General features: G+C 71.2%; 30 protein-coding genes and 1 riboswitch. Of the genes, 12 read left to right on the forward strand and 18 right to left on the reverse strand.

Annotated features, from left to right (window positions below; genetic code table 11):
* Nucleotides 1-76 precede the first annotated feature (76 nt).
* The 4 genes from AC27IY_RS06200 to AC27IY_RS06215 all read right to left on the reverse strand — a co-directional run bounded on the left by AC27IY_RS06200 (nucleotide 77) and on the right by AC27IY_RS06215 (nucleotide 3,590).
* Nucleotides 77-1,231: a lectin gene (locus AC27IY_RS06200; RefSeq protein WP_449953761.1), complete on the reverse strand. Its 1,155-nt coding sequence runs from the start codon at nucleotides 1,229-1,231 to the stop codon at nucleotides 77-79.
* A 295-nt stretch (nucleotides 1,232-1,526) separates the two neighbouring features.
* Nucleotides 1,527-1,961: a hypothetical protein gene (locus AC27IY_RS06205; RefSeq protein ID WP_423446231.1), complete on the reverse strand. Its 435-nt coding sequence runs from the start codon at nucleotides 1,959-1,961 to the stop codon at nucleotides 1,527-1,529.
* 48 nt (nucleotides 1,962-2,009) lie between these two features.
* Nucleotides 2,010-3,005 carry a rod shape-determining protein gene (locus AC27IY_RS06210; RefSeq protein ID WP_423446229.1) on the reverse strand — a complete coding sequence of 332 codons (996 nt, stop codon included), beginning with the start codon at nucleotides 3,003-3,005 and terminating at the stop codon, nucleotides 2,010-2,012.
* Between the two features lie 84 nt (nucleotides 3,006-3,089).
* Nucleotides 3,090-3,590, reverse strand: a complete 501-nt coding sequence (locus AC27IY_RS06215; RefSeq protein WP_423446227.1) for a PadR family transcriptional regulator — start codon at nucleotides 3,588-3,590, stop codon at nucleotides 3,090-3,092.
* Between the two features lie 56 nt (nucleotides 3,591-3,646).
* Between AC27IY_RS06215 and AC27IY_RS06220 the strand changes: the two genes are divergently transcribed.
* From AC27IY_RS06220 to AC27IY_RS06235, 4 genes are all read left to right on the forward strand, one after another.
* A complete protein-coding gene (locus AC27IY_RS06220; protein ID WP_487177364.1) occupies nucleotides 3,647-5,107 on the forward strand; it encodes an MDR family MFS transporter in 1,461 nt (486 codons plus the stop codon).
* A gap of 48 nt (nucleotides 5,108-5,155) precedes the next feature.
* Nucleotides 5,156-5,356, forward strand: coding sequence for a DUF5302 domain-containing protein (locus AC27IY_RS06225; protein WP_329590838.1), 201 nt, complete (start codon nucleotides 5,156-5,158; stop codon nucleotides 5,354-5,356).
* A gap of 136 nt (nucleotides 5,357-5,492) precedes the next feature.
* Nucleotides 5,493-5,628, forward strand: a riboswitch (cyclic di-AMP (ydaO/yuaA leader).
* Nucleotides 5,629-5,838: 210 nt separating this feature from the next.
* On the forward strand, nucleotides 5,839-6,660 hold the full coding sequence (locus tag AC27IY_RS06230) for a hypothetical protein (RefSeq protein ID WP_423475244.1): 822 nt from the start codon (nucleotides 5,839-5,841) through the stop codon (nucleotides 6,658-6,660).
* Between the two features lie 50 nt (nucleotides 6,661-6,710).
* Nucleotides 6,711-7,556 carry an alpha/beta fold hydrolase gene (locus AC27IY_RS06235; protein ID WP_364453652.1) on the forward strand — a complete coding sequence of 282 codons (846 nt, stop codon included), beginning with the start codon at nucleotides 6,711-6,713 and terminating at the stop codon, nucleotides 7,554-7,556.
* 49 nt (nucleotides 7,557-7,605) lie between these two features.
* Here the strand turns inward: AC27IY_RS06235 and AC27IY_RS06240 are convergent, their stop codons facing one another.
* From AC27IY_RS06240 to AC27IY_RS06260, 5 genes are all read right to left on the reverse strand, one after another.
* Nucleotides 7,606-7,977 (reverse strand): hypothetical protein, encoded by a 372-nt coding sequence (locus AC27IY_RS06240; RefSeq protein WP_020541337.1) that lies wholly within the window; start codon nucleotides 7,975-7,977, stop codon nucleotides 7,606-7,608.
* Nucleotides 7,978-7,999: 22 nt separating this feature from the next.
* A complete protein-coding gene (locus AC27IY_RS06245; protein ID WP_487177365.1) occupies nucleotides 8,000-8,374 on the reverse strand; it encodes a roadblock/LC7 domain-containing protein in 375 nt (124 codons plus the stop codon).
* Between the two features lie 29 nt (nucleotides 8,375-8,403).
* Nucleotides 8,404-9,240: a hypothetical protein gene (locus tag AC27IY_RS06250; protein ID WP_423475241.1), complete on the reverse strand. Its 837-nt coding sequence runs from the start codon at nucleotides 9,238-9,240 to the stop codon at nucleotides 8,404-8,406.
* 3 nt (nucleotides 9,241-9,243) lie between these two features.
* Entirely contained in the window at nucleotides 9,244-9,618 is a 375-nt protein-coding gene (locus AC27IY_RS06255) for a roadblock/LC7 domain-containing protein (protein WP_487177366.1), read from the reverse strand.
* A 137-nt stretch (nucleotides 9,619-9,755) separates the two neighbouring features.
* Entirely contained in the window at nucleotides 9,756-10,064 is a 309-nt protein-coding gene (locus AC27IY_RS06260) for a winged helix-turn-helix transcriptional regulator (RefSeq protein WP_344206635.1), read from the reverse strand.
* A 95-nt stretch (nucleotides 10,065-10,159) separates the two neighbouring features.
* Between AC27IY_RS06260 and AC27IY_RS06265 the strand changes: the two genes are divergently transcribed.
* Nucleotides 10,160-10,765, forward strand: coding sequence for an NAD(P)-dependent oxidoreductase (locus AC27IY_RS06265; RefSeq protein WP_449953781.1), 606 nt, complete (start codon nucleotides 10,160-10,162; stop codon nucleotides 10,763-10,765).
* A gap of 18 nt (nucleotides 10,766-10,783) precedes the next feature.
* Here the strand turns inward: AC27IY_RS06265 and AC27IY_RS06270 are convergent, their stop codons facing one another.
* A complete protein-coding gene (locus AC27IY_RS06270) occupies nucleotides 10,784-11,992 on the reverse strand; it encodes a DUF4032 domain-containing protein (protein ID WP_344206637.1) in 1,209 nt (402 codons plus the stop codon).
* Between the two features lie 22 nt (nucleotides 11,993-12,014).
* Here AC27IY_RS06270 and AC27IY_RS06275 point away from each other — a divergent pair, with 22 nt between their 5' ends.
* On the forward strand, nucleotides 12,015-13,586 hold the full coding sequence (locus AC27IY_RS06275; RefSeq protein WP_487177367.1) for a DUF885 domain-containing protein: 1,572 nt from the start codon (nucleotides 12,015-12,017) through the stop codon (nucleotides 13,584-13,586).
* An 8-nt stretch (nucleotides 13,587-13,594) separates the two neighbouring features.
* Here the strand turns inward: AC27IY_RS06275 and AC27IY_RS06280 are convergent, their stop codons facing one another.
* From AC27IY_RS06280 to AC27IY_RS06290, 3 genes are all read right to left on the reverse strand, one after another.
* Nucleotides 13,595-13,837, reverse strand: a complete 243-nt coding sequence (locus tag AC27IY_RS06280) for a DUF2188 domain-containing protein (protein ID WP_364453631.1) — start codon at nucleotides 13,835-13,837, stop codon at nucleotides 13,595-13,597.
* 68 nt (nucleotides 13,838-13,905) lie between these two features.
* Nucleotides 13,906-14,541, reverse strand: a complete 636-nt coding sequence (locus AC27IY_RS06285) for a class II aldolase/adducin family protein (RefSeq protein ID WP_364453628.1) — start codon at nucleotides 14,539-14,541, stop codon at nucleotides 13,906-13,908.
* A gap of 46 nt (nucleotides 14,542-14,587) precedes the next feature.
* Nucleotides 14,588-15,181: a TetR/AcrR family transcriptional regulator gene (locus tag AC27IY_RS06290; protein WP_344206640.1), complete on the reverse strand. Its 594-nt coding sequence runs from the start codon at nucleotides 15,179-15,181 to the stop codon at nucleotides 14,588-14,590.
* Nucleotides 15,182-15,228: 47 nt separating this feature from the next.
* Here AC27IY_RS06290 and AC27IY_RS06295 point away from each other — a divergent pair, with 47 nt between their 5' ends.
* Nucleotides 15,229-16,146, forward strand: coding sequence for a carbohydrate kinase family protein (locus AC27IY_RS06295; protein ID WP_344206641.1), 918 nt, complete (start codon nucleotides 15,229-15,231; stop codon nucleotides 16,144-16,146).
* Nucleotides 16,143-17,357, forward strand: a complete 1,215-nt coding sequence (locus tag AC27IY_RS06300) for an aminotransferase class III-fold pyridoxal phosphate-dependent enzyme (RefSeq protein ID WP_371248622.1) — start codon at nucleotides 16,143-16,145, stop codon at nucleotides 17,355-17,357. Before AC27IY_RS06295 ends, AC27IY_RS06300 begins: the two co-directional genes overlap by 4 nt.
* Nucleotides 17,358-17,465: 108 nt before the next feature.
* Here the strand turns inward: AC27IY_RS06300 and AC27IY_RS06305 are convergent, their stop codons facing one another.
* Both AC27IY_RS06305 and AC27IY_RS06310 read right to left on the reverse strand, forming a co-directional pair.
* Complete coding sequence (locus AC27IY_RS06305) at nucleotides 17,466-17,882, reverse strand: nucleotide triphosphate diphosphatase NUDT15 (RefSeq protein WP_344206643.1); 417 nt, start codon at nucleotides 17,880-17,882, stop codon at nucleotides 17,466-17,468.
* Between the two features lie 20 nt (nucleotides 17,883-17,902).
* On the reverse strand, nucleotides 17,903-19,135 hold the full coding sequence (locus tag AC27IY_RS06310) for an alkyl sulfatase dimerization domain-containing protein (protein ID WP_487177368.1): 1,233 nt from the start codon (nucleotides 19,133-19,135) through the stop codon (nucleotides 17,903-17,905).
* Between the two features lie 64 nt (nucleotides 19,136-19,199).
* Between AC27IY_RS06310 and AC27IY_RS06315 the strand changes: the two genes are divergently transcribed.
* Together AC27IY_RS06315 and AC27IY_RS06320 are read left to right on the forward strand one after the other, a co-directional pair.
* The gene (locus AC27IY_RS06315; RefSeq protein ID WP_371248620.1) at nucleotides 19,200-19,475 is read left to right on the forward strand and encodes a 4a-hydroxytetrahydrobiopterin dehydratase; all 276 of its coding nucleotides are present in this window, start codon (nucleotides 19,200-19,202) and stop codon (nucleotides 19,473-19,475) included.
* Between the two features lie 99 nt (nucleotides 19,476-19,574).
* A complete protein-coding gene (locus AC27IY_RS06320) occupies nucleotides 19,575-20,132 on the forward strand; it encodes a superoxide dismutase family protein (protein ID WP_487177369.1) in 558 nt (185 codons plus the stop codon).
* 278 nt (nucleotides 20,133-20,410) lie between these two features.
* Here the strand turns inward: AC27IY_RS06320 and AC27IY_RS06325 are convergent, their stop codons facing one another.
* From AC27IY_RS06325 to AC27IY_RS06335, 3 genes are all read right to left on the reverse strand, one after another.
* A complete protein-coding gene (locus AC27IY_RS06325; protein WP_487177705.1) occupies nucleotides 20,411-20,551 on the reverse strand; it encodes a hypothetical protein in 141 nt (46 codons plus the stop codon).
* 1,198 nt (nucleotides 20,552-21,749) lie between these two features.
* A complete protein-coding gene (locus AC27IY_RS06330) occupies nucleotides 21,750-22,970 on the reverse strand; it encodes a helix-turn-helix domain-containing protein (protein ID WP_487177370.1) in 1,221 nt (406 codons plus the stop codon).
* A 174-nt stretch (nucleotides 22,971-23,144) separates the two neighbouring features.
* The gene (locus tag AC27IY_RS06335; RefSeq protein WP_487177371.1) at nucleotides 23,145-23,990 is read right to left on the reverse strand and encodes a spermidine synthase; all 846 of its coding nucleotides are present in this window, start codon (nucleotides 23,988-23,990) and stop codon (nucleotides 23,145-23,147) included.
* 61 nt (nucleotides 23,991-24,051) lie between these two features.
* Between AC27IY_RS06335 and AC27IY_RS06340 the strand changes: the two genes are divergently transcribed.
* The gene (locus AC27IY_RS06340) at nucleotides 24,052-25,548 is read left to right on the forward strand and encodes a penicillin-binding transpeptidase domain-containing protein (RefSeq protein WP_487177372.1); all 1,497 of its coding nucleotides are present in this window, start codon (nucleotides 24,052-24,054) and stop codon (nucleotides 25,546-25,548) included.
* Nucleotides 25,549-25,568: 20 nt separating this feature from the next.
* Entirely contained in the window at nucleotides 25,569-26,216 is a 648-nt protein-coding gene (trhA, locus tag AC27IY_RS06345) for a PAQR family membrane homeostasis protein TrhA (protein ID WP_344206653.1), read from the forward strand.
* Nucleotides 26,217-26,251: the final 35 nt, after the last annotated feature.

Here is a 26,251-nt window from a genome sequence, read left to right on the forward strand (position 1 = left end):
CTTTCTCGACAGTATCGGACCGTGGTCCGTTTAGTTGCGAGAACTATATGGACCACGGTCCGGTTAAGTCAAGCGGTCAGGTGCGGGTCCAGCGCTGGTTGGCGGCGCCGTTGCAGGACCAGATCTGGAGCCTGACGCCGTTGGCCGTGGAGTAGTTGGGCACGTCCAGGCACTTGTTCGCGCCGACCGCGGTGATGCTGCCGTCGGCGTTGAAGCGCCACTGCTGGTTGTTCTGGCCGTTGCAGTCCCAGATCAGCACCTGGGTGCCGTCCGCGGTGCCGCGGCCGGACACGTCCAGGCACTTGCCGCCGTAGACCCGCAGCTCGGCCGCGCCGGTGGCCTCCCAGCGCTGGTTGGCCTGGCCGTTGCAGTCGTAGATCTGCACCGGCGTGCCGTTCGCCTGCGACGCGCCGGCCACGTCGAGGCAGCGGCCCGAGCCCACGCCCCTGATCGCGCCGGCCGTGGAGCCGGGGTCGCCGGGCTCGCCGATGCTGCCGGGCGCCGACTGCAGCGCGGCGTACCAGGCGGCGGCCATCTTGTCGTAGCCGCCGGCGGTGGGGTGGATGCCGTCGATCAGGTCGGCGGTGGTGAGCTTGCTGTGCATGTCCACCAGGCGGACGCGCTTGCCGGCGCTCACCTTGCTCTGGACGATGCCGGGGATCGCCGCGTTGAAGGTGCGGGCGGCCGACTCCTGGCCGGCGTTGGACAGCGGGATGATCGTCGCGACGAGGACGTCCGCGTTCGGCGCGCCCGCGGTGATGCGGTCGATCAGCGTGGACAGCCGCTGCGGCGCGCCGGCCAGGTTGTAGTTCTGCAGGACGTCGTTGGTGCCGATGTGCAGCAGCACCGTCCGCGGCGTGTACGAGCGCAGCCAGCCGGCGATGTTCGCGTCGATCTGGTCGATCCGCCAGCCCGGATGGCCCTCGTGGTCGTGGTCGCCCAGGCCGGCGGGCCCGTTGAACTGCGAGCCGACGAAGTCGACCGTGTACCGGCCGCCGAGCAGGCGCTGCCACAGCCCGATCCGGTACCCGCCCGGCACCTGGGTGCCCTCGGTGATGGAGTCGCCGAGCGGCATGACCCGCGTCCCGCCGTTGGACTCGGCGGCGGCGGTGCCCGTCCCCGTCGCCAGGGCGGCCAGGACGAGCGCCAGGGCCGTGAGCGCGGCGGCGCAGCCGCGTCTCCAGGCGCGCGGGCCCGCCGTCCGGACGGGGGCCGAATCGATAGGGGTCAAGGGAGCCTCCTGACGTGTTGTTAGCGCTAACATTTCGCGGCCCGATGCGGCGCTCCTTCCGCGTGGGCTGCTGGGGTGGTGGTGTGTGGCGGAGCAAATACCTCGCGGCGGCATCCGTCAAGCGCCCGCCCCCGCCTGTGACGGCCCCCGCCGGCCCGCCGGGACGCCCCCACCAGGCATGACCCGGTGACAAGCGCGCGGCGGCGTTCGATGAAACGTTCACGCCGCGGCGGCCGGTCGTCGCACCGATCCGCTCACCGCCTTGACGGCGTTCGTGGGGGTTTTGGCTGTCGTGCTAGGAGGCCGCGTAGCAGGTGGTCATGCCGACCAGGCGGACGCCCGTGGCACGGGCGACCGTCAGCTCGAAGGTCAGCAACGTCCTGGGGTCGCGCAGCACCGTCACGTCCTGGTGCCCGTCGCGCAGGTCCAGGTCGTCGGCGATCTCGGCGTACCCCATGGCCTGGAGCTTCTCCCGCAGGCCGGAGGAGGCGTCCACCCGCTCGCTCTCCGCGCGCAGCGACCCGCGCACCTCGCCGGGCAGGCAGGAGCCGTCGTCGATGTGCTGCGGCGCGGAGCGGCGCAGGCTGGAGGAGCGGAGGAGGAGGTCGGCGTCGGCGGCGAGCCGGCTGGTGGCCTCGTCGAGCGTCGGGAGGCCGCGGCCCGCCGTGCACGCGCTGATCGCCGCGGCGCAGGCGAGCGCCACGGAGGCTGCGTATCGGCGGGTACGCATGCTCCGGACCCTACCGGAGGCCCCGCGCCTCCGGCAGGCCGCACGGGATCAGTGGATGATCGACTTGAGCCGGCTCACCAGGTGCTGGTCCTCCACGCACCGGCCGAGCCCGAGCGCCACCGAGTACAGGGGCCGCTCCGCCCGCCGCACCGGCATGTACAGCGCCGCGCGCAGCCGCCGGCCCAGGCCGCGCAGCAGCGCGCCGCCCCCCACCAGCACCGCGCCGCGCTCCCCGAGGTCGGCCACCAGCTCGGGAGGGCATCCCTCGACGGTCCCGACGGCGGCCCGCACGATAGCCTCGACCGGCTGCCGGGTCGCCTCGTAGATGAGCTGCACGGGCAGCGACACGGCCCGCTCCTGGCCGGTCTCGGCGTCCCGCCCCTCGACCGTCACGTGCCGCTGCAACGGCTTCCAGTCGGTGCCGGCCCGGCGTTTGGCCTCCTCCGCCTCGGCCTCGTCGAGCAGCAGCCCGTGCTCGCGCTCGACCATGCGGACGATGGCGAGGTTCATGGCCCGGCCCCCGAAGGGCACCGTCGCCGAGGCCACCACCGCGCCGTGGGACAGGACGGCCACGCGGGCCACGTCCCGCCCGATGTCGATGACCATCCGCCCGGTGCCGTCCCGCACCTGGACGCCCGCGCCCAGCGCCGCCGCGAGCCCGTGCGGGACGAGCAGGAGCCCGCGGGCCTCGGCGTCGTAGGCCACGTCCCGGAGGGCCGCCCTGTCGATGGACGTGGCGCCCTCCGGCAGCGCCATGACCAGGCGTGGACGGATCGCGAAGGGCCGCCGGTGCACCTTGCGCAGGAAGTGCCTGATCAGCCGCCGGGTCAGCTCGCCGTCGGCCGGCAGGCCGGCGCTGACGGGCCAGCAGGTCTCGTGGCCGCTCGCGGTGTCGGCCTCCGCGCCGTACTCCACGATCTTGCCTGTCCTGGCGTCGCGGACGACGGCGGAGGGCTCGTCCAGGACGATGCCCTTGCGCTTGACGTAGATCCGGGTGCGCGCGGCCCCCAGATCCACTGCCAGGTCCAGCCCCAGGATGCTCATGGCTGTCCAGGCGATATGTCCACCATGTCGGGATTTGTTTCCGGCGGACCATCAACGCAACACCACGAGCAGAACGTTGTCCTTTTACCCGGCCGAGTCCCTGAGCTCCGCCAGGACCTCGTCGGCCCACTGGAGGCTGACCCGCGCCTGCGCCAGCCCCAGCCTCAGCGCGTACACGCCGAACGAGGTAGGGGACTGGCCCTCCAGCATCGCCAGCCGCCTCTGGAACCCGGCCCGGATCCGCTCCATCACCGCGATCGCGTCGTCCCGGCCGAGCAGCGGCAGCATGAACGCCTGGAGCGCGACCTCGCTCCGCGTCACGCCCACCGCCGCGTGCTCGATCATCCACTCGTGGAGCCGCCGCGTCCCTTCGGGGGTGATCGTGTACGTCTTGCGCCCCCTCGCGCCCTCGGAGCCGGCGTCGACCAGCCCGTCGGCCGCCATCTTCACGAGCTCCGGATAGATCTGCGTGTGCCCGGCCTGCCAGACGTGGTTGAGCGAGATCTCGAACTTCTTCGCCAGGTCGTAGCCGCTCGCCGGGCCTTTCACCGAGAGCAGCCCCAGGAGCGCCATCCGCAGGGACATGGCCGTCAGCCTATCGAAGACTTGACATGTAAGAGCTTACATATCAGTCTTCACATGTGAATGATGACATGAAGACGCGGGACGGCGGCGCGCTCGTCCTCGTCGCCGCGCTCGGCGGCATGTTCCTCGCGATGCTCGACCAGACGATCGTCGGCACGGCGCTGCCGCGCATCGTCGGCGAGCTGGGCGGCGGCGAGCTCTACACGTGGGTGGTGACGGCCTACCTGCTGACCTCGACGGTCACGGTGCCGCTCTACGGCAGGCTGTCCGACCAGCACGGCAGGAAGCCCTTGCTGCTGGTCGGGATGGTGGTGTTCGTGGCGGGCTCGGCCCTGTGCGGACTGGCCCAGGACATGACGCAGCTCATCGCCTTCCGCGCGCTCCAGGGGCTCGGCGCGGGCGCGCTGGTGCCGTTGTCGCTCGCCCTGGTGCTGGAGATGTTCCCGCCCGGCAGCCCGCGCGGCGCGCGCACCCAGGGGGCGCTCGGCGGCGTGATGGCGCTGGCGTACCTGGCGGGGCCGTTCCTCGGCGGGGTGTTCACCGACCAGGCGAGCTGGCGCTGGGGTTTCTACGTGAACGTGCCGCTCGGCGCGGTGGTGATCGCCATCGTGGCGCTGCGCCTGCCCTGGCGGCCGGGCACCGGCGGCGGCGGGCGTCCCGACTACGCGGGCATCGCCGTCTTCACCGTGGCCATCACCGCCCTGCTCGTGGGGCTGACGGAGAAAGGGCTCGACGGCCACACCTGGACCGACGCGCCCGTGGCGGGGCCGATCCTGCTGGCGCTGGCCGGGCTCGCGGCGTTCGTGGCGGTGGAGCGGCGGGCGGCCAACCCGATGATGCCGATGCACCTGTTCGGCAACCGGACGTACACGCTGGTCAACGTCACCTCCTTCGTCACCGCGTTCTGCCTGTACGCCGGGGTCGTCTTCCTGCCGCGCTACTTCCAGGAGGCGCTGGGCGCCGGCGCCACCGAGTCGGGCCTGCGGATCTACCCCATGACGCTGGCCATGGTCGTGGGCAGCGGCGTCATGGGCCTGCTGATGTCCCGTACCAGGGTCTACAAGCCCTGGCTGCTGGCTTCGCCGTTCCTGCTCGCGGCCGGCACCCTGCTCTGCGTCAACCTCGCCCTGGACACCGGCGGCCTGGCGCTCGCCGGGTGGATGCTGCTCATCGGGCTGGGCATGGGGCCGATGCTGTCGGGACTGACCGTGGCCGTCCAGCAGGCGCTGCCGCCCGCGTACCTCGGCACCGCCTCGGCCAACCTCACCTTCTTCCGCCAGATCGGCGGCTCCGTGGCGCTGGCCGTGGGCGGCGCGCTCTACACCTCCACGGTCACGGCGGAGGCTCCGGCGCAGGGCCTCGCCGCCGCGCACGCCTCCGCCGCGGCCGTCGCCGTGCCGTCGATCGGCGTCGCCGGGGCGGTGATCGCCCTGGTGGCGCTGGCGGCCATGCCGGGCCGGCGGCTGGAGTTGCCGGCCGTACCGCAGACCAAGATTGACGCCGGTTTCGCGTCGTAAGGGACCCCGTGCGAAGCTGGGGGTGTCCCAACACCATGGAGGTCCTCAATGGCGGAATCACCGGAGCCGGAAGTCAGCGAAACTCCCGAGGACGAGATGAAGCGCAAGTTCCGCGAGGCGCTTGAGCGCAAGCGCGGCCAGCAGGCGGCCGGCGGCGCGGGTGGCAGGGGCGGCGATCCGTCGAAGATCCACGGCACGCACGGCCCGGCCGCGAACAAGCGATCCTTCAGGCGCAAGAGCGGCGGCTGAGTCAGACAGTTCCGGCAGGTCCAGAGGGGCGCGGTTATTCCGCGTCCCTCTTTTCTTTGCGCGCGGCCAGGTAGATCTTTTGTCCGATTCATGACGATTCGTTTGCGTTCGTCCCGGCATGCGTGGTTTAGTCTTGCCATTCAACCAGCCGAATCCCGAACCACTCGGGAACCGGGGACCCACTTCGTTGGGGTGAATCCGGCAGCACGCCGGTAGGGCATCTCCTCGTCCGAACCCGTCAGCTAACCCGGTAGGCGTGATGGAGAGGACCCCCGCATGTCGTACCGCGTCACACCCCCGGACGCCGGCTCCCCACCGGTCGAGATTCCCGAGAGCGTAGTGCCGGCCGCCGGCTGAGCGGCCCTTCACCCCAGGCTCTTTTCCGCGCTCCGCGCAGCCTCCCCCGTCAGGTGCTCACCCCTGGCTGCGCCCTTCTCCCCTGAGCGCGTGTCCCTGTCCCCTCGCAAAGGACTCACTGCTTCATGTCTCCCCGCTTTGGCCTGCGTTCCTGCGCCGTGCTCGCCGCCTGCTCGTTCGGCGTGCTCACCGCCGTATCCACCCCCGCCCACGCCGACACCGACGAGAAGATCCTGCTCAAGGGCTCGACCACGGCCTCCTACTTCTGGGACGACGCCTCCGGCCGGGCCGGGGACACGGGCCTGCCGGCCAGCGGCAAGCCCATGCAGAAGGGCCTGGCCGCCAGCCCGAGCTGGCCCCTGCTGACCGAGGGCTACGTGATGTACAAGGGCAAGAAGATGCCCTTCTTCGTGGGCGACCGCGGCCCCGGCGTGCCCTCCAACTCGGGCATCATGCTCGACCTGGACGCCAAGACGTTCGCCGAGCTGACCGGCGGCAGGTTCAACCCCTCCACGCTGTACGTGGACGGCAACGGCGGCCAGGGCCACATCAAGGTCGACTACGTCATCACCAAGTGGGGCCCCGGCGTCGGCAAGAAGAACTACCCGGTGCCCTTCTCCACCGGCGCCTGGTCGCGCCGCGACAACAACCCGGCCGAGCCCCCGAAGGTCGCCGAGAAGCCGAAGACGACGCAGACCGCGCAGCCGGCGAAGACCGTGGAGAAGACGGCGGTCGCACCCCAGGCCAAGACGCAGGACCAGGCCGGCGCTTCCTCCGGCGGCGCGGCCGTCGAGCTCGCCGCCGGAAGGACCGTGCCCGCCCCCGCGGCCGAGTCCGAGCAGGTGAGCACCGGCGTGAGAGGCGCCGTGCTGTGGTTCGTCCTGGCCCTGGGCGGCGGGGCCGTGGTGGTGGCGGGCACTCGGCTCCGGCGCCTGATCAAGGGCTGACCTCGGCCCTGACGCTTTACGTCACCGGACCAGAATGAGATTCTGGCCCGGTGACGACCCGCGTAACCGCCAACGGCATCGACATCGCCTACGAGAGCTTCGGCGCCCCCGGAGGCCGCCCGCTGCTCCTCATCATGGGTCTCGGCGCCCAGCTCATCCATTGGGACGAAGGGCTCTGCGAGCTCCTGGCCGAGCAGGGACACCACGTCGTCCGGTTCGACAACCGCGACGCGGGGCTCTCCACGCACTTCGACGAGGCGGGCGTGCCCGGTCCGGGGACGGCTCCGCCGTACCTGCTGGACGACATGGCCGACGACACCGCCGGCCTCATGGACGCCCTCGGCTGGCCACAGGCCCACATCGTGGGCGCCTCGATGGGCGGGATGATCGCCCAGACGCTGGCCATCCGCCACCCGGAGCGCGTGCTGACCCTCACCTCGATCATGTCCACCCCCGGTCCGGAGGTCGCGCCGCCGACCGCGGAGGCCTCCGCGATCCTCATGGCCCGGCCCCCCGCCGACCGTGACGGCGTGCTGGAGCAGGCCGTACGGACCTGGTCGGTGATCGGCTCACCCGGCTACGAGCTGGACCACGAGCGCGTCACCACCCTCGCCGGCCTGGCCTACGACCGCTGCTTCGACCCGGCGGGCACCGGCCGGCAGCTCGCCGCCATCATGGCCTCGGGCAGCCGCGTCGAGGCGCTCGGCCGGCTGGACGTGCCCACCCTGGTGGTGCACGGCGAGGCCGACCAGCTCGTCCCCCTGGCGGGCGGCCAGGCCACCGCGGCGGCCATCCCGGGCGCCCGCCTGGTGACGTACCCGGGCATGGGGCACGACCTGCCCCGCCCGCTCTGGCCCGACCTCGTGGCCGAGATCACCAAGCTCACCACCGCCTGAACGCGCCGCGGCCCGCGCCCCCCCTCATGGGCGCGGGCCGCGCCGGTGGTCAGACCTCCAGCTTCTCCTCGATGCCCCGGAGCTGGTGCCGGGACATCGCGAGGTTGGCCCGGGCGCGGTCGAGGGCGAGGTAGAGGAACAACCCCTTGCCGCCGCGTCCGGTGATGGGGCGGATGATGTGGTACTGGCCCCCCAGGGTGATGAGGATGTCCTCGATGCTGTCCTTGAGGCCCAGCGAGTCCATCGTGCGCAGCTTGGCCTTGACGACCTCGGTGTTCCCCGCGGCGGCGACCTGGAGGTCCAGGTCCTTCGATCCGCCGAGGGTGCCCAGCGCCATGCCGCTGCCGTAGTCGACGACCGCCGCTCCGACCGCGCCGTCGATGGTCATCATCTCCTTGAGAGAGACGTCCATGCCCGCCATGACTCCTCCTTCTCTGCCGGGTTCACTGCTTGTGTGCTGCGACGGCCGCCACGGCGGCGGCCGTCTTCCTGCCCTCCAGCCGCAGGAGCCCGACGTTCGTGCCGGGTCCGGCCAGGACTGTGAGGACGACGGTGGGGCCGGCCGCGTAGAAGGCCACGAAGCCGGCGGTGCCGGAGATCAGCGTCTCCTCGAAGGCGCCGTGCTGCGTCATGATCAGCATGCGCCTGCTCATGGCGAGCAGGGCCGCCGCGAGGGCCGCCGCCTGCTCGCCGATCTCCTCGGGCAGGTCGCAGGCCACCTGCAGGCCGTCCACGGTGCATGCGACGCTCCCGCGCACGTCCGGCGTGCGCTCGCGCAGGAGCCTCATCTCCTCCAGGACCTCGTGCGTCGGTTCCACCCGTGGCCTCCTCCTGAGTGAGGGAAACCTCACGACAGCTCCTCTAGCGCTTTCTTCAGCCGCAACAGCAGCGCTATATCGGTCGGGTCCCCCGTGACGGGCGGCCCGGCGGGCAGCCGCGGGGCCTCCGGATGGTGGGGCGGGCGCGGCAGCTCGCCGCGGGCCCGCCTGGGCAGCGTCCGCTCGTCCTCCACGGAAGGCGGGTCCGGGTCCCGGCCGGGCGGATCCGGCGGGCACAGCAGGCCGGCGGCGGCCAGCCGGCGCACCGCCAGCAGCACCGAGTAGCCCGACCGCCCGATCTGCTTGGCCAGCTCCAGCGGGGTCGCCCTCCGGTCGGCCCGGACGAGCACCTCCCACTGGACCCGGTCGAGCGTCACCCCGTGCCCGGCCAGGGCGGTGGCCGGGCGCACCGGGCTGGTGTCCACGTCGGCGGAGGGCCAGATCCCCGCGAGCTGGGCCCGCCGCCTGGCGCACTCGCGCACCAGCCCCGCCACGTCGAAGAACCACTGCCCGCCCAGCCAGTGCTCCTCGCCGGGGCGGAACTTCGGCCGCGTCCCGCTCATCGGCAGCAGGAAGAAGGCCGCGTCGAGCACCACGCCGAGCACGGCGTACTGGAGCTCTCCCTGCGTGATCGAGCCCTCGCGCAGCAGCCGGTCGCAGCCGCCGTCGGACTGCGCGCCCCGCAGGGCCGCCTCCGACATCCGTCCCCTGGCGGTGAGCAGCCGTTCGAGGCTCGGGGTCTGGGCGCACTCCATGTACGTCACCCGCCCGTCCGACAGGAAGACGGTGCCGCTCCGGCCGACCCGCAGCGCGCCCGTCGAGCGCTCTCGGGCGAGCCCGGCGAGGAGGGAGTCCAGCTTGGTCATGGCTCACGTCGTCAGACGGCCGGCGATGGACTGGAGGCGGTGCCTGGCCAGGGCGAGGTTGGCCCGCTCCAGGTCGAGGCGTACGTAGATGACGAGCGGCCCCTCGAAGACGGTCTCCATCAGCCGGAGCAGATGGTGGCCTTTGTCCGTGGTGACCATCATGTCGTCGATGCGTACGACGTCACCGGGACGGGTGCGGGCCAGCCCGTCGGAGGTGGCGCGCAGCGCCTCGGTGAGCGCGGCGGCGGAGCGGTCGGCCTCGACGCCGGACGCCTGGCTGAAGGCCACGGCCATGCCGCTGGTGTGGTCGACCAGCATGGCGTCCAGCGCGCCTGGTATGGCCATGACCTCCGCCAGGCAGGTGTCGATCCCGAGCACGGTACCTCCCTCGCCATCGGTGGGACGGAGACAGCGTAGAGGTACGGAACCGCCGCGAAGCGTGATCAGTCGCTGGAGTTAATGTTTTGTACGGCGATGGCGGAGAAAAACAACACCAGTGCAGATAAATATGCGATTTACGAGAATTTCTCGCGGCAGCGGAGGATTTCCGCGACGTTCTGCTCGGCCCATTCGGCCACCACCGACAGCGGCCCGTGCAGCGAGCGCCCGAGCCCCGTCAGCGTGTACTCCACCCGCGGCGGGACCTCGGCGAACACCTCCCGCGTCAGCAGCCCGTCCTGCTCCATCGCGCGCAGGGTCTGGGTGAGCACCTTCGGCGTGACGCCGCCGATCCTGGTGCGCAATTGGGTGAAGCGCATCGGCCCGTCGCGGAGGCTGAGCAGCACCAGCATCGACCATTTGTCGCCGATACGGTCCAGGACCACGCGGGTCGGGCATTGGGGGTCGAATACGTCACCGGTATCCACAAGGTACTTATAGCACGATGAAGTAACCAGTATCCAACAGATACTGTTGCCTCATGAAGATCCTTGTCTTTGGCGCGACCGGCATGATCGGGCAGCGCATCGTGGCCGAGCTGACCGGACGTGGGCACGAGGTCACCGGCGTCAGCCGCTCGGGAGGCCCGGTCAAGGGCGACGTCCGCGACACCGCCACCCTGGCCAAGGGGCACGACGCGATCGTGCTCGCCATCTCGCCGCCGCGCGACGGCAGCGACCCGGAGGGCCCGTTCCTGGAGGCCAACCGAGCCGTCATCGACGGCGCGCGCGAGGCCGGCACGCGGCGGCTGATCGCCGTCGGCGGCGCGGGCAGCCTCAAGACGCCCTCGGGCGACGACCTGGTCGACACGCCCGGCTTCCCGGACATCTACAAAAAGGAGGCGCTGGCCGGGCGGAAGGCCCTCGGCCTCTTCCGCGAGGTGGACGACCTCGACTGGACCTACATCTCGCCGGCCGCCGAGATCGCGCCCGGCGAGCGCACCGGCGTCTACCGGATCGGCCGCGAGGACCTGCTCGCCGACGCCGACGGCCGCAGCTTCATCACGGCCGAGGACTACGCGGTCGCCGTCGCCGATGAGCTGGAGCGCGGGGCACACCCGCGCACCCGCATCACCGTCGCTTACTAGGTCAACTCGCCTACTAGGTCACTCGTCCGGTTCGTCCGGGAGCAGCGCCTTCTCGTCGGGCTTGTGCACGAGCACGTTGTCCACGTACGACTTCGCCGCCGTGGCGAGCCCGACGTCGGCGCCCGCCTGCTCGGACAGATACCAGCGGTGGTCGAGGATCTCGTGGAAGATCTGCGCGGGCTCCAGCTTCCCGCGCAGCCCGGCCGGGATCGCGTCCACCGTCGGGTTGAACACCTCCGCCAGCCACCGGTGCGCCACGATGGCCTCGTCCTCGTGCCGCAGACCCTTCGCCACCCGGAAGCCGTCGAGGTCGTTGAGCAGCCGCCTGGCCTGGTTCTCCTCGACGTCGAGGCCGGTCAGCCTGAGCAGCCGCCGCTGGTGGTGCCCCGCGTCCACGACCTTCGGCCGGACGATGAGCCGGCCAGTGCCGACCTTGCGCCGCACCATCATCTCGGCCACGTCGAAGCCGAGCAGGTTGAGCCGCCGGATGCGCTGCTCCACGCGGTGCCAGTCCAGCTCCTCGATGATCTCGCTGTCGTTGAGCTCGGCCCAGAGGCGGTGGTAGCGGGCCACGATGTCCTCGGCGGTCTCCATGGGGTCGATCGACGGGTGCAGCAGCCCGCCGGCCTCCAGGTCCAGCATCTCGCCGAAGATGTTGGTGTGGGCCGTGTCGATGTCGGCCAGCCGCTGGCCCTCGCTGATCATCGGGTGCAGCTCGCCGGTCTCGGCGTCCACCAGATAGGCCGCGAACGCCCCCGCGTCCCGCCGGAAGAGCGTGTTGGACAGCGAGCAGTCGCCCCAGTAGAAGCCGTTGAGGTGCAGCCGCACCAGCAGCACGGCCAGGGCGTCCAGCAGGCGGGTGAGCGTGTCGGGGCGCAGGGTGCCGGACATGACCGCGCGGTAGGGCAGCGAGAACTGCAGGTGCCGGGTGATCAGCGCGGCGTCCAGGCCGTCGTCCCTGCCGGTGACGTACGCGACCGGCTCGACCGACGGCGCGTCGAGCCTGGCCAGGTCCCAGAGGAGCTGGTACTCCCGCCTGGCGTAGCGCTCGCTGATCTCCTTGATCGCGTACACCTTGCCGCCGAGCCGGGCGAAGCGCACGATGTGCCGGGAGATGCCGCGCGGCAGATCCACCAGATGGTGCTGCGGCCAGTCTTCGAGTGGGACGTCCCAGGGGAGGCGGAGCAGGTCGGGATCGCCGAGCGCGCCAGTGATCTGGAGGGGCATTGGCTCAGGATAAGGTGCGTCGGTGGACGAGTTTCTCAAGTGGTACTTTTCCGACCATCCCGTGCTCGCCAGCCTCCTTGGGGCGGACGGTTACGATCACACCCTCGGCGACTTCACGGCCGCCGCCTGGGCCGCCCGCGAGCGCGAGGAGATCCGCTGGGCCGAGCGGCTGCAGGCGCTCCCCACCGCCTCCCTCGACGACGAGATCGACAGGGACCTCGTCCTCTCCCAGCTGAGAGGCTCGATCGCGATCGCGTCGTCCTGGCCCGAGTGGCGCCGCGACCCGGGCGTCTACCTCTCGCCGGTCTTCGGCGCGATGTACACCCCGTTCCAGCGGCGGCTCAAGCCCGAGCCCGAGCTGGTGGCGGCCGCGATCTCCCGGCTGGCCGAGGTGCCCGGCGTGCTCGCCGCCTGCCGCGCCAACCTCGACCCCGACCTCGCCGCGCCGCTGCTCGTCAAGCGCGGCCTCGGCCAGGCCAGGACCGGCCGCAACTTCCTCACCCGCACCATCCCCGGCATGGTCGGGGACGACGCGCTGCGCGCCCGGCTGGCCGAGGCCGCCGAGCCCGCCGCCCGCGCCTTCGACGAGCTCGTGACCTTCCTGGAGGGCTTCGAGTGCGGCGGCACCTGGCGCATGGGGGAGAAGCTCTACTCCACCCTGCTCCGCGAGCGCGAGCTCCTCGGCTACGGCGCCGCCGAGCTGCACGAGAAGGGCAAGGCCGCCTGGGCCGAGCTGGACGCCAGGATGCACGAGGTCGCCGTCCGGGTGAACGGCGGCGAGGACTGGCGGGCGGCCATGGAGTCCCTGATGGACGACCACCCGCCTACCCTCGCCGACATGCGGGCCGAGTACGAGGCCGAGACCCTGCGCGCCCGCGCCTTCGTCGCCGAGCGCGACCTGGTCACCTTCGCCGACGGCGAGGAGTGCCTGGTGCTGCCCTCGGCCGAGTACACCCGGCCGGTGCTGTCCGTCGCCCACTACCTGGCGCCGCCGCCGCTGGCCGGCTCGCGCACCGGCGTGTTCTTCGTGCCGTACACGCCGGACGACTTCACCGAGGAGCAGGTGCGCCAGCGGCTGCGGACGAACTCACGGGCCCAGATGCCCTCGATCGCCGTCCACGAGGCCTACCCCGGCCACCACTGGCACCTGTCGTACATGGCGGGCAACCCGCGCACGGTCAGGAAGGTCTTCCGCACCCCCTACTTCAGCGAGGGCTGGGCCCTGTACGTCGAGAAGCTCCTGCACGAGCAGGGCTACTTCGACACGCCCGCCACCGAGCTGGCCCACCTGGACTGCCGGATCTTCCGCGCCGCCCGCATCGTCGTCGACACCGCGCTGCACTGCGAGGACATGTCGATCGAGGAGGCCGAGACGTTCATGGCCACGAAGGCGTCGCTGTCGCCGGGGACCGCCCAGGGGGAGGTCAACCGCTACTGCGCCTGGCCCACCCAGGCGCCCTCGTACCTGACGGGGGCCATCGAGATCGACCGGATCCGGCAGTCGTTCCAGGGGTCGCTCAAGGAGTTCCACGACCGCATCGCCGGCTCCGGCGGCCTGCCGCTGGGGCTGGCCGAGAAGGCGGCGCTGGGATAGCGGCGGGCTCAGCCCTTCGGGGGAGCGGGGTCGTTGCCGGGGGCGATGGTGCGCTGGTCGCGCACCTTGCCGTCGGTGCCGTGGACGCGCAGCTCGCCGCCGCCGTCGCGGTGCAGCAGCTCGCGGGCCCGCTCCACCGCCTCGGCCTGGGTCGCGGCCGTGTGCAGCGCGCGCTCGGAGCCGGGCTTGGTGACCGCCCAGGTGCCGTCGGGGCGCTGGACGACGTCTCGGGAGTTGGCCTGTCCGGCCATGATCGTTCCTTTCTCGCGACTGACACTGGACCGGGCGTCTACCCATTGATCCGCCCGGCAGTCACGCGTCAGCCGCGCCGGGGGAACGACGGGGGGTTGAGCGCCCGCTCGACCACGGCGGCCAGCTGCTCGTCCGTGAGGACGGTCGGCCGCCCGACCGACAGCCCCCTGACGTAGACCTCGCACAGCCACTCCAGCAGCCGGGTGGCCTCGAACGCCTGCTCCAGGCCGGGCCCGACGGTCACCCCGCCGTGGTTGGCGAGCAGCGCGGCCTGCTTGCCGGCCAGCGCCTCACGCACGTTGGCGGCCAGCTCGTCGGTGCCGTACGTCGCGTAAGGGGCGACCTTGACCACGCCGCCGAGCAGCAGCGCGTTGTAGTGCACCGGCGGCAGCTCGGTCATGGTCGTGGCCACGACCGTGCCGAACACCGAGTGCGTGTGGACCACGGCCCGCGCGTCGGTGCTCGCGTAGATCGCCAGGTGCATGGGCGTCTCGCTGGACGGCTGCAGCTCGCCCTCCACCAGGTAACCCTCGACATCGACCAGGGGGCACATCTCGGGCGTGAGCCGGTCGAGCGCCACGCCGGACGGGGTGACCGCGACGAGGTCGCCCTCGCGCACGCTGAGGTTGCCGGACGTGCCGATGACCAGGCCGAGCTCGACGGCGCGGCGGCCGTACGCGCAGAGCTGTTCGCGAGGGTCCATGAGGGCGCAATCTAGTCGGTCGTCCGAATACGCACAATCGCTCCGTTCACAGGCGGTCGAGTGCGCGCAGCATCAGCCGTTCGACGTCCACCCGGTTCAGCCGGTCGGGGTAGAGCAGCAGGTGCAGGCTGAGCCCGTCCACGAGGGCGAGCAGGTGCTCGGCCAGGTCGTCGAGGCCGTCGTCCGGATGGTCGCCGCGCAGCTCGCCGGCCGCCCGCGCCTGGCCCAGCAGCTCGCGTACGACGGCGCGCAGCTCGTCCGCCTCCGCCCGCTGCACCCCGGCCAGCCGCTCGGAGGCGAGGCTGCGGCTCCAGAAGCTGACCTCCAGCCGCGACTCCTGGGTGCGCTCGGCGTCCAGCGGCAGGTTGTCCAGCAGCAGCTCGCGCAGCGCGGCGAGGCCGCTCGCGCCTCCCACCTTGCCGGTCAGCCGCTCGCGGATGCGCTGGTGCGACTGGCGCAGCGCCGACAGCAGGATCTCGTCCTTGTCGGCGAAGTAGTGGGCCAGCACGCCGTTGGAGTAGCCGGCCTCCTTGGCGATGGCCCGGGTGGTCGCGGCGTCGATGCCGTCCCTGACGATCACCCGGCGGGCCGCCGCCAGCACCTCCCGCCTGCGCTCGTCGTGATCGACGATCTTCGGCATCGAAACCTCCTCTTGACGTTTTATTCGGACGTCTGTCTATTTAGACTATGACCGTCGTCACCGTCGGCGTCCACATCGTCGACATTCTCGCCAGGCCCGTCGAGCACATCCCCGAGGGCCAGGACACCGTGCTGGTCGACCAGATCCGCCTCACGGCCGCCGGCGCGGCGGCCGGCACCGCCGTGGATCTGGTCAAACTGGGCAACGACGTGGTCACCATGGGCGCGGTCGGCGACGACGAACTCGCCGACTTCCTGCTCATGGTGCTGGCCAAGCGCGGCGTCGACACCTCCTGCCTGCGGCGCAGGACGGGAGAGGCGACCGCCGCCTCGATCCTGCCGATCCGGCCGGACGGCGGGCGGCCCAGCTTCCACGTCCCCGGCGCGAACCTCTCCGTCGTCCCCGCCGACCTCGACGCCGACGTGCTGCGCCGCGCCAGGGGCGTGCACCTCGGCGGCATGGACGTCACGTTCGGCCTCGGCGACCCGGCCTTCTTCGCCCTCCTGGACGAGATCCGCGCCGCCGGCACCGTCGTCACGATGGACCTGCTGTCGGAGATGCCCGACCTGCTCGGGATGGCGCGGGCCTTCCTCCCGCACGTGGACTACGTCCTGCCGAACGAGTCCCAGGCCCGGCTCATGACCGGGGCCGCGGACGCCGAGGAGGCCGCCCGCGCCCTGCTGGCCGACGGCCCGCGCGGCGTGCTCGTCACCCTCGGCGAGGAGGGCAGCCTCGTCGTCACCGGCGACGGGGCCGAACGGGTGCCGGCGCTCAAGACCGAGGTCGTCGACACGACCGGGTGCGGCGACGCGTACTGCGCCGGCTTCCTCACCGGCCTCCTCCACGGCGAGGACGTCCTCGCCGCCGCCCGCTGGGGCACGGCCGCCGCCGCCCGCGTCGCCACCGGGCTCGGCTCCGACGCCGGCCTCACCGACCTCGACTCGACCCTAAGGATGCTCCGATGAACGACGCCGACCTCCGCGCGCGGGCCGCCAAAGTCGTCCCCGGCGGCATGTACGGCCACCTCAACGCGGCCCTGTTCGCCCCCGGCTTCCCCCAGTTCTTCGAGCGGGGCGAGGGCTGCCGCCAGTGGGACGTGAACGGGCGCGAGTACATCGACTTCATGTGCAGCTGGGGCCCGGTCGTGCTGGGTCACCGGCATCCGCGCGTGGAGGAGGCCGCCGCCCGCCAGGCCGCGCTCGGCGACTGCCTCAACGGTCCAGGCCCGATCATGGTGGAGCTGGCCGAGCTGCTCGTGGACCTGATCCCGAGCGCCGACTGGGCGATGTTCTCCAAGAACGGCACCGACGCCACCACCCAGGCCCTCATGGTCGCGCGGGCCGCCACCGGCCGGAACAAGGTGCTGATGGCGCACGGGGCGTACCACGGGGCCGACCCCTGGTGCACGCCCTCGCCCGCGGGCACCACGCCGAACGAGCGGGCCGACCTGGTGGAGTTCGCGTACAACTCGCTGGAGTCGCTGGAGGCCGCCGCGGCCACCGTCGAGGGGGACGTGGCGGCGATCATCGTGACGCCGTTCAAGCACGACTCGTTCGAGGACCAGGAGCTGGTCGAGCCGGCCTTCGCGCGCGGGGCCCGCGCCCTCGCCGACCGGATCGGCGCGGCGCTGGTGATCGACGACGTGCGCGCCGGGTTCCGCATCGACCTGCGGGGCTCCTGGGAGCCGTACGGGGTGCGCCCCGACCTGACCGCCTGGTCCAAGGCCATGGCCAACGGCTACCCGATCGCCGCCGTCACCGGCACCGACGCGCTGCGCGGGCCGGCCCAGACGTTGTACTCGACCGGCTCGTTCTGGTTCTCCGCGGTCGCGATGGCGGCGGCCAAGGCCACCATCGAGACGCTGCGCGACACCGACGGCATCGCCGCCATGGAACGCGCGGGCGCCCAGCTCCGCGAGGGCCTCCACACCCAGGCGAAGGCGCACGGGTTCGTGGTCAACCAGACCGGCCCGGTGACCATCCCGTGGCTCAGCTTCGACGGCGACGCCGACCTGTCCGTGGCCATGCACTGGAGCGACGCCTGCCTGCGCCACGGCGTCTACCTGCACCCGTGGCACAACTGGTTCATGTCGGCGGCCCACACCGAGGAGGACGTGGCCAAGGCGCTCGAAGGCACCGACCTGGCCTTCGCCGAGACCCGCGCCCACTTCGGCTGACCCGGCCCGCCCCGGCGCGCCGCGCGATGGCGGCCCTCCCGGCCTGGACCGGGGGCCGGGGCCTCAGCCGGTGATGCGGCAGCGGTCCTCGCCGTGGCCGCCGGGGCCTCAGCCGGTGACGCGGTAGTGGCCCTCGCCGTGGCCGCCGAGCACCCGCGCCGTCGCCGGGAACAGCGGCGACGGCAGGTCGCCGACGGCGAACCAGCGCCACGACCGGAACACGTGCGGCTCGGTGACCACGGGCTCGCCCGAGCGCAGCTCCATCGTCACCGCCGCGGTCACCCGCACCACGCCCTCACCGGGATGGTCGAGCACCACGGCGGTGACCCGGGGCGGCCCGGCGTCGGACAGGCCGGTCTCCTCGCGCAGTTCCCGCGCGGCGGCCGCCTCGAACCCCTCGCCGGGCTCCACCGCCCCGCCCGGCAGGCACCACGACGGCGGCTCGCCCGCCTTGACCCGCTCGCCCAGCAGGATGCGCCCGCCGGGCGCGGTGAGCACGACGCCGACACCGATGATCCGTTCCACGGGACATCACCGTAACGGCTTCAAGCCCGCTTCCTGGACTCGGCGGCGGCCCAGGCGAAGACGCCCTTCGCCATGAGGGAGCGCTCGCTCGCCGCGCGGGCCGCGAACACCTCCGCCCGCACCCGGTGCACCCCCGCGTCGTCGGGCGCGGCCAGGGCCGCCATCTCGGCCAGGTGCCCGGCCAGCCGCTCGTCGCCGTCGGACAGCGCCTTCAGCGCCGCGTCCGCCAGCGCCGCGGGGCCGCCCGCCAGCCGGGCGACCGCCTCGGCCACCACGGCGTCGGGGGCGGGTTTGAGCGTGGCCGGGTTGCCGTCGTACCAGCCGCCGTAGAGCCGCCACAGATTGCGTACGACGAACTCCGGCTCGTCGTAGCGCGCCCGCAGGTAGGGCCGGTCGGCGAGGTGCGCGGGCGGGCGCACGGTGTGGATGATCTCGTCCAGCCTGGCCCCGGCGTTGAGCAGGACCAGGGTCTGGCCGACCAGCGACTCCAGCCACTCGGCGGTCTCCAGCAGGGCCTGCCTGATCCGGTCGCGGCCGAAGATCGGCGCGCCGTGGCTGGGCAGCATGATCTCGGCGTCCATGGCGGCCATGCGGTGCAGGGCGTGCACCCACTCGCGCGGGTAGCGCTGCACCTTCTGCGGGTTGCCGCAGTTGGGCGTCACCCAGATGAACAGGTCGCCGGGCAGCAGCAGCCGGTGCTCGGGGACGTGGCCGATCGTGGCGTCGTCGGTCTCGCCCTTGGCGTGCGTGAGCTCGAAGGTCACCCCGGCCCGCCGTACGGTCAGCGCGTCGCGGTAGGTCACGTCGGGATGGCGGTACTCCGCCGGCCAGCGCAGGTCGTCCGCCTGGAACTGGCGCTGGTTGATCACCGCGTTGTAGCCGTTGGTGAGCACGTAGCGCCGGAAGCGGTCGCCGACCGCCTCGTGGGCGTAGACGGTGGCGCGCGGCCCCGACTCCTCGAACGGCCCCAGCCCGAAGACGTGGTCGATGTGCCCGTGCGAGTAGAACGCGGTGGTGAGCGGCGCGCGGCTCCAGGCCCGTACGTCCTCGTGCAGCCGCCCGGCCGAGAACGGGCTGCCGGTGTCGAAGAGCGCGAGCTCGCCCTCGCCCGCGAAGGCGATCGCGTTGCCGAAGCCCTGCCACCAGCCGACCCCGTCGGCGATCGGGTGGACGCCGCCGCCGGCCAGGCCCGCGTCCACGATGCTGTCGTCCGACTCGCCGCGCCAGACGCGGTCCGCGTACTCCTCGATCATGTGACCACTCTGCGTCCGGGGGATCGTCCCCGGCAAGGACCCGGCCCTACCGTAGGGTGACCTCATGGACGTCGAGAGCAGGCTCAAGGACCTTCCCGCCTGGCGGCGCGAGGGCGAGGAGATCCGGCGCACCGTCGAGGCGCCCGACTTCCCCACGGCCATCCGCATCGTGGACGCGATCGCGGTCAAGGCCGAGGAGCTCAACCACCACCCCGACATCGACATCCGCTGGCGCACCCTGCACCTGGCGCTCACCACGCACGACCAGGGCGGACTCACCGAGCTCGACTTCACGCTGGCGGCCCTCATCGACGTGATCGCCGCCGAGCACGGCGCCTGACGCGCCGTTTCCCGTCAATACTCTCCGTGGTTTCGCGGTCACTCGTTAGAGTGGGTGGCCTCTCGGCAGCCGCCGGCTCCGGACCTTGGGGGAGTTCACATGCGTGTGCCCGCGTTCCTGCTCGTTCTGCTCGCCGCCGCCGGTTGCGCGGGCTCGCCCCCGCCCATGCACGCCGAGGGTCCGGGCGAGCGCGCCGCCGCGCAGGCGGGCGAGGTCAACCTCTCCTCCGCGGGTGAGTTCACGACCACCGACACCGGCGTCATCGCCTACGACCGCACGCTCGTCCCCGAGGGCGCCCAGGTCAGCGTCACCGTCGAGTCGTCGGCGGGCACGACCCGCACCTCGCTCGTCGCCGAGGGCCTGCTGCCCGACCGCCATTACGGCGCCCACCTGCACGCCAAGCCCTGCGGCGGCAAGCCCGACGACGCCGGTCCGCACTACCAGCACCACCCCGGCCAGATCACCCCGGCCAGCGAGGTCTGGCTCGACTTCACCACTGACGCCGACGGGGCGGGCCGCTCCACGGCCAAGCAGGACTGGGCGTTCGACCCCGCCCGCCTGCCCGGCTCGCTGGTGATCCACGCCAAGCCCACCGTGACCAGCGGCCCGCAGGCCGGCACCGCGGGCGACCGGGTCGCCTGCCTGACCCTGCGCTGATCGCGAAAACCCGGGAAAAGGGCGGCGCAGTAACCAGCCAGCCGCAGGTAGGCGAGCTGGTCTCGGTCCGTACGAGCGACGCCGTGATCTTCTACCACGCGCGGCCTGGGCCGGTCCCGGCGGGAGCGGCCCAGCCGCCCACACCCAGGTGTACGGGCCGAAGCACCCTACTTCGGGATCGCCCTCACAATCGCCAGAGCCGGGCTGGGCTCCGTTTTGGGCTGCTGGGGGCAGGACTTCGTTCCTCGGCCCTGGCCCCCGCACCAGCCGCCGGCCTGCTAGCGAAGCTCTGCGCGCGCGATCTCAAGCATCGTCCACTCGTCGAACGACATCTTGTAGACAGAAGAAAGTGCCTTCAGGGTTTGGGCACTGGGAACGGCCAGCGCACGTTCGAAGTCGTTGATCGTCGCTTCAGCGATCCCCGCCTAAGCGGCGGCCTCTTCCTGCGAAAGGCCGGCCCTCTCGCGTGCGCTCCGAAGCTGCGCGGCCAGTTTTCCTTCAGGACCCTGAGGCAACTTGGACGGTCCAGAGGTCGCTGACTGCGACTTCTTGTTCGTCTCGGAAGCGACCGGCGACGAGTCCACCAAGGCCGCAACCCCGCCGGACAGCAACCCGAGGAAAAGCAGCAACAGCGCTAACAGGAACACACCAGACAAACCAGTGTCGGAACCGACGGCAGGTGCGGGAGCGGCAACGGCAGAACCGCGTCGCGTGTGAGCTTTAACCCGAACGATCTTGCCGCTCCTGAGGCGCCGCAAGTGGGGCCGGACGGAAACCATGGAGCGAGGGTAAATGGCGCATCCGACACTTCTTGCCGAGAACCACAAAGGGGTAAGTAAGATGCATCCATTTGGAGAACTGAACCTTACTGTACAGAAAGCCTGGGACGTGTTAAGGAGCGTCCTCTAATACCATTAAGGCGTACCTGCACGAAGGGATTGTTCTTGCAGGTCTCGCTTCCCCAGCTCTGACTCGCCGGACTGCCGACAAACCTCGGTGAGGTCGTCCCAGTGGATCACCCAGCGTCTTATCCCCTGCGGCAGATCAGACTCCGGCCCGTCGAGTCGAACGAAGGCCAAGAGGCCGTCACGCATAAGGGAGATCACCACGCCCGTGTGCCTGGTCATTGTGGACCCGTACACGCGTGTCGTCATCGGACTGTGCTCCATGCTGGAGATCGCGACGCGACAACCCGGCAGCCGCCACCGACTCCAGCCGCTCATGCCGTCCTCAGACCGCGAGCGAGTCCAGGTGCGGCGTCCGCCTCGCGCATGAGCTCACGCAGCTCCGCGGTGCCCTCGGCATCCAGGACGATTGGGGATGGAGAGGGCCAGGCGGCGATGGCGTAGAAGCGCCGGGTGTATGGCCCGTAGAACACGACCCACCGGGGTTCGGAGCGGTCCAGTTCCCACGCGGCGTGCCTCTGGTCGGAATCCCAGTTCCGGGATCTTCTCGGCGACTGGCGATCACTTCGGTCCGCGTCGCCGGTTGACGTCGTACGCCGTCTCACCCGTCCTCCAGGGTCGCCATGGCTCTCGCATCACGGCGACCGTAGAAACAGGAGAGGGGGTCAGTGTGCACGACCTGTGCACAGTGACCCCCTTGACAATCTGACGTCTACACGCCCATGCGCTCCGCCAGCAGGCGCAACGAGTCCGGCGGCCTCCGGTAATGGCGCTGGAGTTGCCGGACGGTCTCCCTGGCGGAGGGGTGGAATCGGGTCATCTGCGGAGCGACGCGTTCGGCGTGCAGGATCCGCTTGAGGGATCTGTCATGGTCGCTGCTCCACAGATGGACGCGAGACATGTCGAGGTCGTGATGCGCCCGCCGTTCACCGCCGATGCCCTCCGGTCCTAGATCCATCTCGCGATCCAGTTTGATCGCTTCGTCGACGTCCCCCAGTTCGACGGCGACCGCGCATCCGTGGATGGCGGCGTTCTGAGGGTTCATCTCCAGCCCGTAGGGGTCGCGGCGGTCTCGGGGGCTGATCCGGGCTGCAGCGTCCGCAGCCGTGCCGTGGTGGTCCCAGGCGTCCGACGCCTTACCTGCTCTCGCGGCAGCGATGGCGGCGCTGAGATGCAGAGAGCCGAAGACCTCGGTGGAGGTTGGGCTGTTCTGGTCGATCTTGCCGGCCGCCTTCTTGATCATATTGAGGGAGACGTCCCAGGCGCCGAGCGTCATGAGCAGCCTCGCCCTGCCGAGCGAGACGAGACAGGGAAGGTACGCATCCTCGGCGTGCTGCGCGGAGACGGACGTTCGCTCGACGATGACCTGAGCGAGATCGTTGTAGCCCAGTCGGCGCGCGAGCGACCCGGCCAAGGCTTGAGCGCGGTTGAGCATGCGCCATGCCCGCGCCGCGTCCGTCTCCATGGCATGGACGGTCAACTCCTCCAGCACGGCAGGCAGGCGAGCGCCGAGACGGACATGCGATGCGGCCTTCTGGAGCCGCCGCAACTCGGTTATCTCGCTGCGCAATTCGTCCAGCGTCCGAGGGGGCGCGTCGAGTTCGGGAGCGATATCCACATACGCCAAAGCCATACGAATTGCCGGAATGGTCGCGTGTATGGCATCGCTGTTCTTGTCGTTGCCTCGATATGGCTGGCCATTGATCTCCGCAGGGTCTACGGCGCACGCCCTCGCGACGGCGGCGACAAGAGAGGGGGTGGCGGGTCTCGCGCCCGTCTCGACTTTGGCGAGCAGGCTTCGGGAGACGTTCGCCCGCATGGCCAGGCCCTCTTGCGTGAGTCCCCGCAGGTTTCGGGCTCGGGCTATTCGGATGCCCGTGTGTTCGCTAGGAGGCGTGGCCGCCGGTTCGGGATTCCAGTCCAAATCGGGCATGTTGCTGCCTCTTTTCGGTTGCGCGACTTCTCCACGATAAACCGTTCGCCCAGCCCGGAGAGGCGGATCTCCGGCTTATCCGGTCGGCCCCGTTCAGATCCACAAGCCGCCACTCATGTGATGTTCGCTAGATACCCGCTCATATTTAGACTGACCCTCCAGCCTCTGAAGCGACTAGCCGAAGACGGCGGGCGGCGGGACCGGCGCCAGCACGTGGTCGCCGTCCCTGATGGGGGCCGCGCCCGCGACGAAGTTCGTCAGCGCCTCCCCGTGGACGCACCGGGCCTGGGTCAGGCCGCCCGCCGCGCGGCGGGTCAGCAGGTCCACCGGCAGCTCCGCGCGGGAGGCGGCGACGATGAGGTTGCCGAAGCGCCGCCCCCGCAGGATGCCGGGCTCGGCCAGCAGCGCCACGTGCCGGAACGTCTCCATGACGGTCGCGACCAGCCGCCGGGCGAAGGCGAGGCCCTTGCCGTCGGCCAGGTTGACCAGCAGGGTGCCCTCCGGGCGCAGGACGCGGGCCAGGTCGCCCATGTACTCGGCGGTGGCCAGCTCGATGGGCATGGTCGCGCCGGTGAAGGCGTCCAGCACCACCAGGTCGGCGGTGTCGTCCCACACCTTGCCGGTGCCCGTGCGCCCGCCCTCCACGATCACCTTCAGCCGCGGCACCGAACGCAGGTCGAGCTGTTTGCGTACGAGATTGACGAGGAGGCCGTCGGGCTCGACCACGATGTGGCGCGAGCCGGGGCGGGTGGCGGAGACGTAGCGCGGGATCGAGCAGGCGCCGCCGCCCACGTGGAGACAGCTGAGCGGTCCCTCGTCGAGGAGGTCGATCACGTCCGCCATGAGACGTACGTACTCGAATTCCAGAAATGTGGGGTCTTTGAGATCCACATAAGACTGAGGTACGCCATCCTTGGACAGCACCCAGCCGTCCTGCCTGTCCAGGTCCCGGAGAAGTTCGACCTCGCCGAACGTCACCGGATAGACCCCAGGCGCCGGTTCCCGCTGTCCACGTGTCACGCTGATCCCTCCCGGGAGAAACCGTATGCGACGCCGGAAGCTGATTGTGCTCGTTGTCGCGGTGGCCGCGATAGTCGGGGCCGGCGCGTTCGCCGTCTTCGCGGCGGACCGGGTGAAGGGGAGCGCGGCCGATACGGCGGCGGCCTACTTCGCGGCCTGGCGCAAAGGAGACGTCCTGGGCATGGAGCGGCTGGTCCACCAGCCGCCGGCGGACTTCGTGACCCGCCACCGGGCGCTGTCGGAGGAGCTGCACGTCGAGTCGCTGGCCCTGACACCGGGACCGCTGAGGCGGACGGGGGAGGAGTCGGCCGAGGTGCCGTTCGCGGGCGTGCGGCGGCTCGCGGAGTTAGGGGCCTGGCCGTTCGACGGCACGCTGCGGCTGGCCGTACGCGACCGGGCGTGGAAGGTGCTGTGGACGCCCGAGACGCTGCACCCGCTGCTCAAGGACGGCGCCCGGCTGGAGCTGGGGGAGATCGAGACGACCTCGGCCGAGTTCGTGACCAGCGAGGGCGACCGCATCCCGCACGACAGCTACGCCGACGCCTATCTCGACCCGCTCAAGCCCGAGTTCGCCGAGGCGCACACCGGCTGGCAGCTGCTGCTGAAGACGCCGGGACAGCCGGACCGGTCGCTGCTCAGCAAGCAGCCGGCGGCGAACGTCGAGCGCACCACCCTCTCCCGCCCGGTCCAGGCCGCCGCCGCCCGCGCGCTGGACGCCGTGGACGACTCCACCATCGTGGTGGTCCGGCCCAGCACCGGCGAGATCCTGGGCCTGGCCGACCGGCTGAAGGACAACTACAGCGCCGTGCGCGACGTCTTCCCGCCGGGCTCGATCTTCAAGACGGTCACCGCGGCGGCGCTGGTGCAGCATGGTCTCGATCCGCAGGCCGAGGTGCCGTGCCCCGGCTCGTACACGGTGCCGGGCTTCCGTACGATCCGCAACGACGGCGAGGTGGACCGGGGGATCATCACGTTCACCGACGCCTTCGCCCATTCCTGCAACACCACGTTCGTCGAGCAGGCGACCAACCGGCTGACCTCGGCCGCGCTGGCGGAGACGGCGGCCGCGTGGGGCTTCGGCCGGCAGATGGTGACCGGGATCGGCGGGAGCTGCGGCACCGTCCCGGCGACCGACAGCGTCGACACCTTCGCCGAGGACGTGATCGGCCAGGGCGAGGTGGTGACGACACCGCTCTGCATGGCCGCGCTGGCCGCCGCCGTGGAGAACGGCACCTGGCGCTCGCCCCGGCTGCTGTCGAAGGAGCAGGTGCGCCGCGTGGACGGCGTCACGAGCGAGGACGTCCGCATGGACCAGCGCGTCGTGCAGGCGCTCAGGGACATGATGGCGGCCGTCGTGGACCACGGCACGGCGTCGGGGATGGGGCTGCCCGCGGGCGTGGCGGGCAAGACCGGCACGGCCGAGACGCCGGACGGCCGGCCGCACGCCTGGTTCATCGGATACCGCGATGACCTGGCCTTCTGTGTGTTCGTCCGGCACGGGGGATCGGGGCGCGGCGCCGCCGTGCCCATCGCCGTCCGCTTCCTCAACGGCCTCTAACCTACGGTACCGTAGGTTTCATGACGACCTTGACCGTTAAGCCCAGGCTGCGCGGTTGGCTGCATGCGGGCGCGCTGCCCGTGGCCCTGGTCGCGGGCTTCGTGCTCGTGGCGCTCGGCCCGACGCTGCAGGCCCGCCTGGCCTCCGCCGTCTACGCGATCACCTCGGCGCTGCTGTTCGGCATCTCGGCGACCTATCACCGGAGCACGCTCGGGCCGAGGCTGGCGGCCGTCCTGCGCCGCTTCGACCACGCGAACATCTACCTGATCATCGCGGGCACCTACACGCCGTTCGCGCTGCTCGCGCTGGAGGGCGCGGCGCGGGTGGCCGTGCTCGGCGTCATCTGGGGCGGGGCGTCGGCGGGCGTGCTGTTCCGGCTGTTCTGGCTCAACGCGCCGCGCTGGCTGTCCACCGCGCTCTACCTGCTGCTCGGCTGGACCGCGATCTTCGTGATGCCGCAGCTCCTGGAGGGCGCAGGGGTGGCCGCCGTGGTGCTCGTCGCGGTGGGCGGCGTCTTCTACTCCGCCGGCGCGGTCGTCTACGGGCTGCGCCGCCCCGACCCCTCGCCCCGGTGGTTCGGCTTCCACGAGGTCTTCCACGCCTTCACCCTCGCGGCGTACCTCGTGCAGTACATCGCGGTGTCGATCGTGGTCTACTCGCACGGCTGAGCGACTTGGCGCTGGCTGTTGAAGAACTTCACTTG

This window comes from Nonomuraea sp. B208 (genome assembly GCF_057536035.1).

What these genes read in the sequence shown, in the direction of transcription:
- AC27IY_RS06205 (WP_423446231.1), bottom strand. Translation starts at nt 1,961, where the DNA reads ATGCGTACCCGCCGATACGCAGCCTCCGTGGCGCTCGCCTGCGCCGCG.
- AC27IY_RS06210 (WP_423446229.1), bottom strand. Translation starts at nt 3,005, where the DNA reads ATGAGCATCCTGGGGCTGGACCTGGCAGTGGATCTGGGGGCCGCGCGC.
- AC27IY_RS06215 (WP_423446227.1), bottom strand. Translation starts at nt 3,590, where the DNA reads ATGTCCCTGCGGATGGCGCTCCTGGGGCTGCTCTCGGTGAAAGGCCCG.
- AC27IY_RS06225 (WP_329590838.1), top strand. Translation starts at nt 5,156, where the DNA reads ATGGCGGAATCACCGGAGCCGGAAGTCAGCGAAACTCCCGAGGACGAG.
- AC27IY_RS06230 (WP_423475244.1), top strand. Translation starts at nt 5,839, where the DNA reads ATGTCTCCCCGCTTTGGCCTGCGTTCCTGCGCCGTGCTCGCCGCCTGC.
- AC27IY_RS06240 (WP_020541337.1), bottom strand. Translation starts at nt 7,977, where the DNA reads ATGGCGGGCATGGACGTCTCTCTCAAGGAGATGATGACCATCGACGGC.
- AC27IY_RS06250 (WP_423475241.1), bottom strand. Translation starts at nt 9,240, where the DNA reads ATGACCAAGCTGGACTCCCTCCTCGCCGGGCTCGCCCGAGAGCGCTCG.
- AC27IY_RS06265 (WP_449953781.1), top strand. Translation starts at nt 10,160, where the DNA reads ATGAAGATCCTTGTCTTTGGCGCGACCGGCATGATCGGGCAGCGCATC.
- AC27IY_RS06270 (WP_344206637.1), bottom strand. Translation starts at nt 11,992, where the DNA reads ATGCCCCTCCAGATCACTGGCGCGCTCGGCGATCCCGACCTGCTCCGC.
- AC27IY_RS06280 (WP_364453631.1), bottom strand. Translation starts at nt 13,837, where the DNA reads ATGGCCGGACAGGCCAACTCCCGAGACGTCGTCCAGCGCCCCGACGGC.
- AC27IY_RS06285 (WP_364453628.1), bottom strand. Translation starts at nt 14,541, where the DNA reads ATGGACCCTCGCGAACAGCTCTGCGCGTACGGCCGCCGCGCCGTCGAG.
- AC27IY_RS06290 (WP_344206640.1), bottom strand. Translation starts at nt 15,181, where the DNA reads ATGCCGAAGATCGTCGATCACGACGAGCGCAGGCGGGAGGTGCTGGCG.
- AC27IY_RS06295 (WP_344206641.1), top strand. Translation starts at nt 15,229, where the DNA reads ATGACCGTCGTCACCGTCGGCGTCCACATCGTCGACATTCTCGCCAGG.
- AC27IY_RS06300 (WP_371248622.1), top strand. Translation starts at nt 16,143, where the DNA reads ATGAACGACGCCGACCTCCGCGCGCGGGCCGCCAAAGTCGTCCCCGGC.
- AC27IY_RS06310 (WP_487177368.1), bottom strand. Translation starts at nt 19,135, where the DNA reads ATGATCGAGGAGTACGCGGACCGCGTCTGGCGCGGCGAGTCGGACGAC.
- AC27IY_RS06315 (WP_371248620.1), top strand. Translation starts at nt 19,200, where the DNA reads ATGGACGTCGAGAGCAGGCTCAAGGACCTTCCCGCCTGGCGGCGCGAG.
- AC27IY_RS06320 (WP_487177369.1), top strand. Translation starts at nt 19,575, where the DNA reads ATGCGTGTGCCCGCGTTCCTGCTCGTTCTGCTCGCCGCCGCCGGTTGC.
- AC27IY_RS06330 (WP_487177370.1), bottom strand. Translation starts at nt 22,970, where the DNA reads ATGCCCGATTTGGACTGGAATCCCGAACCGGCGGCCACGCCTCCTAGC.
- trhA (WP_344206653.1), top strand. Translation starts at nt 25,569, where the DNA reads ATGACGACCTTGACCGTTAAGCCCAGGCTGCGCGGTTGGCTGCATGCG.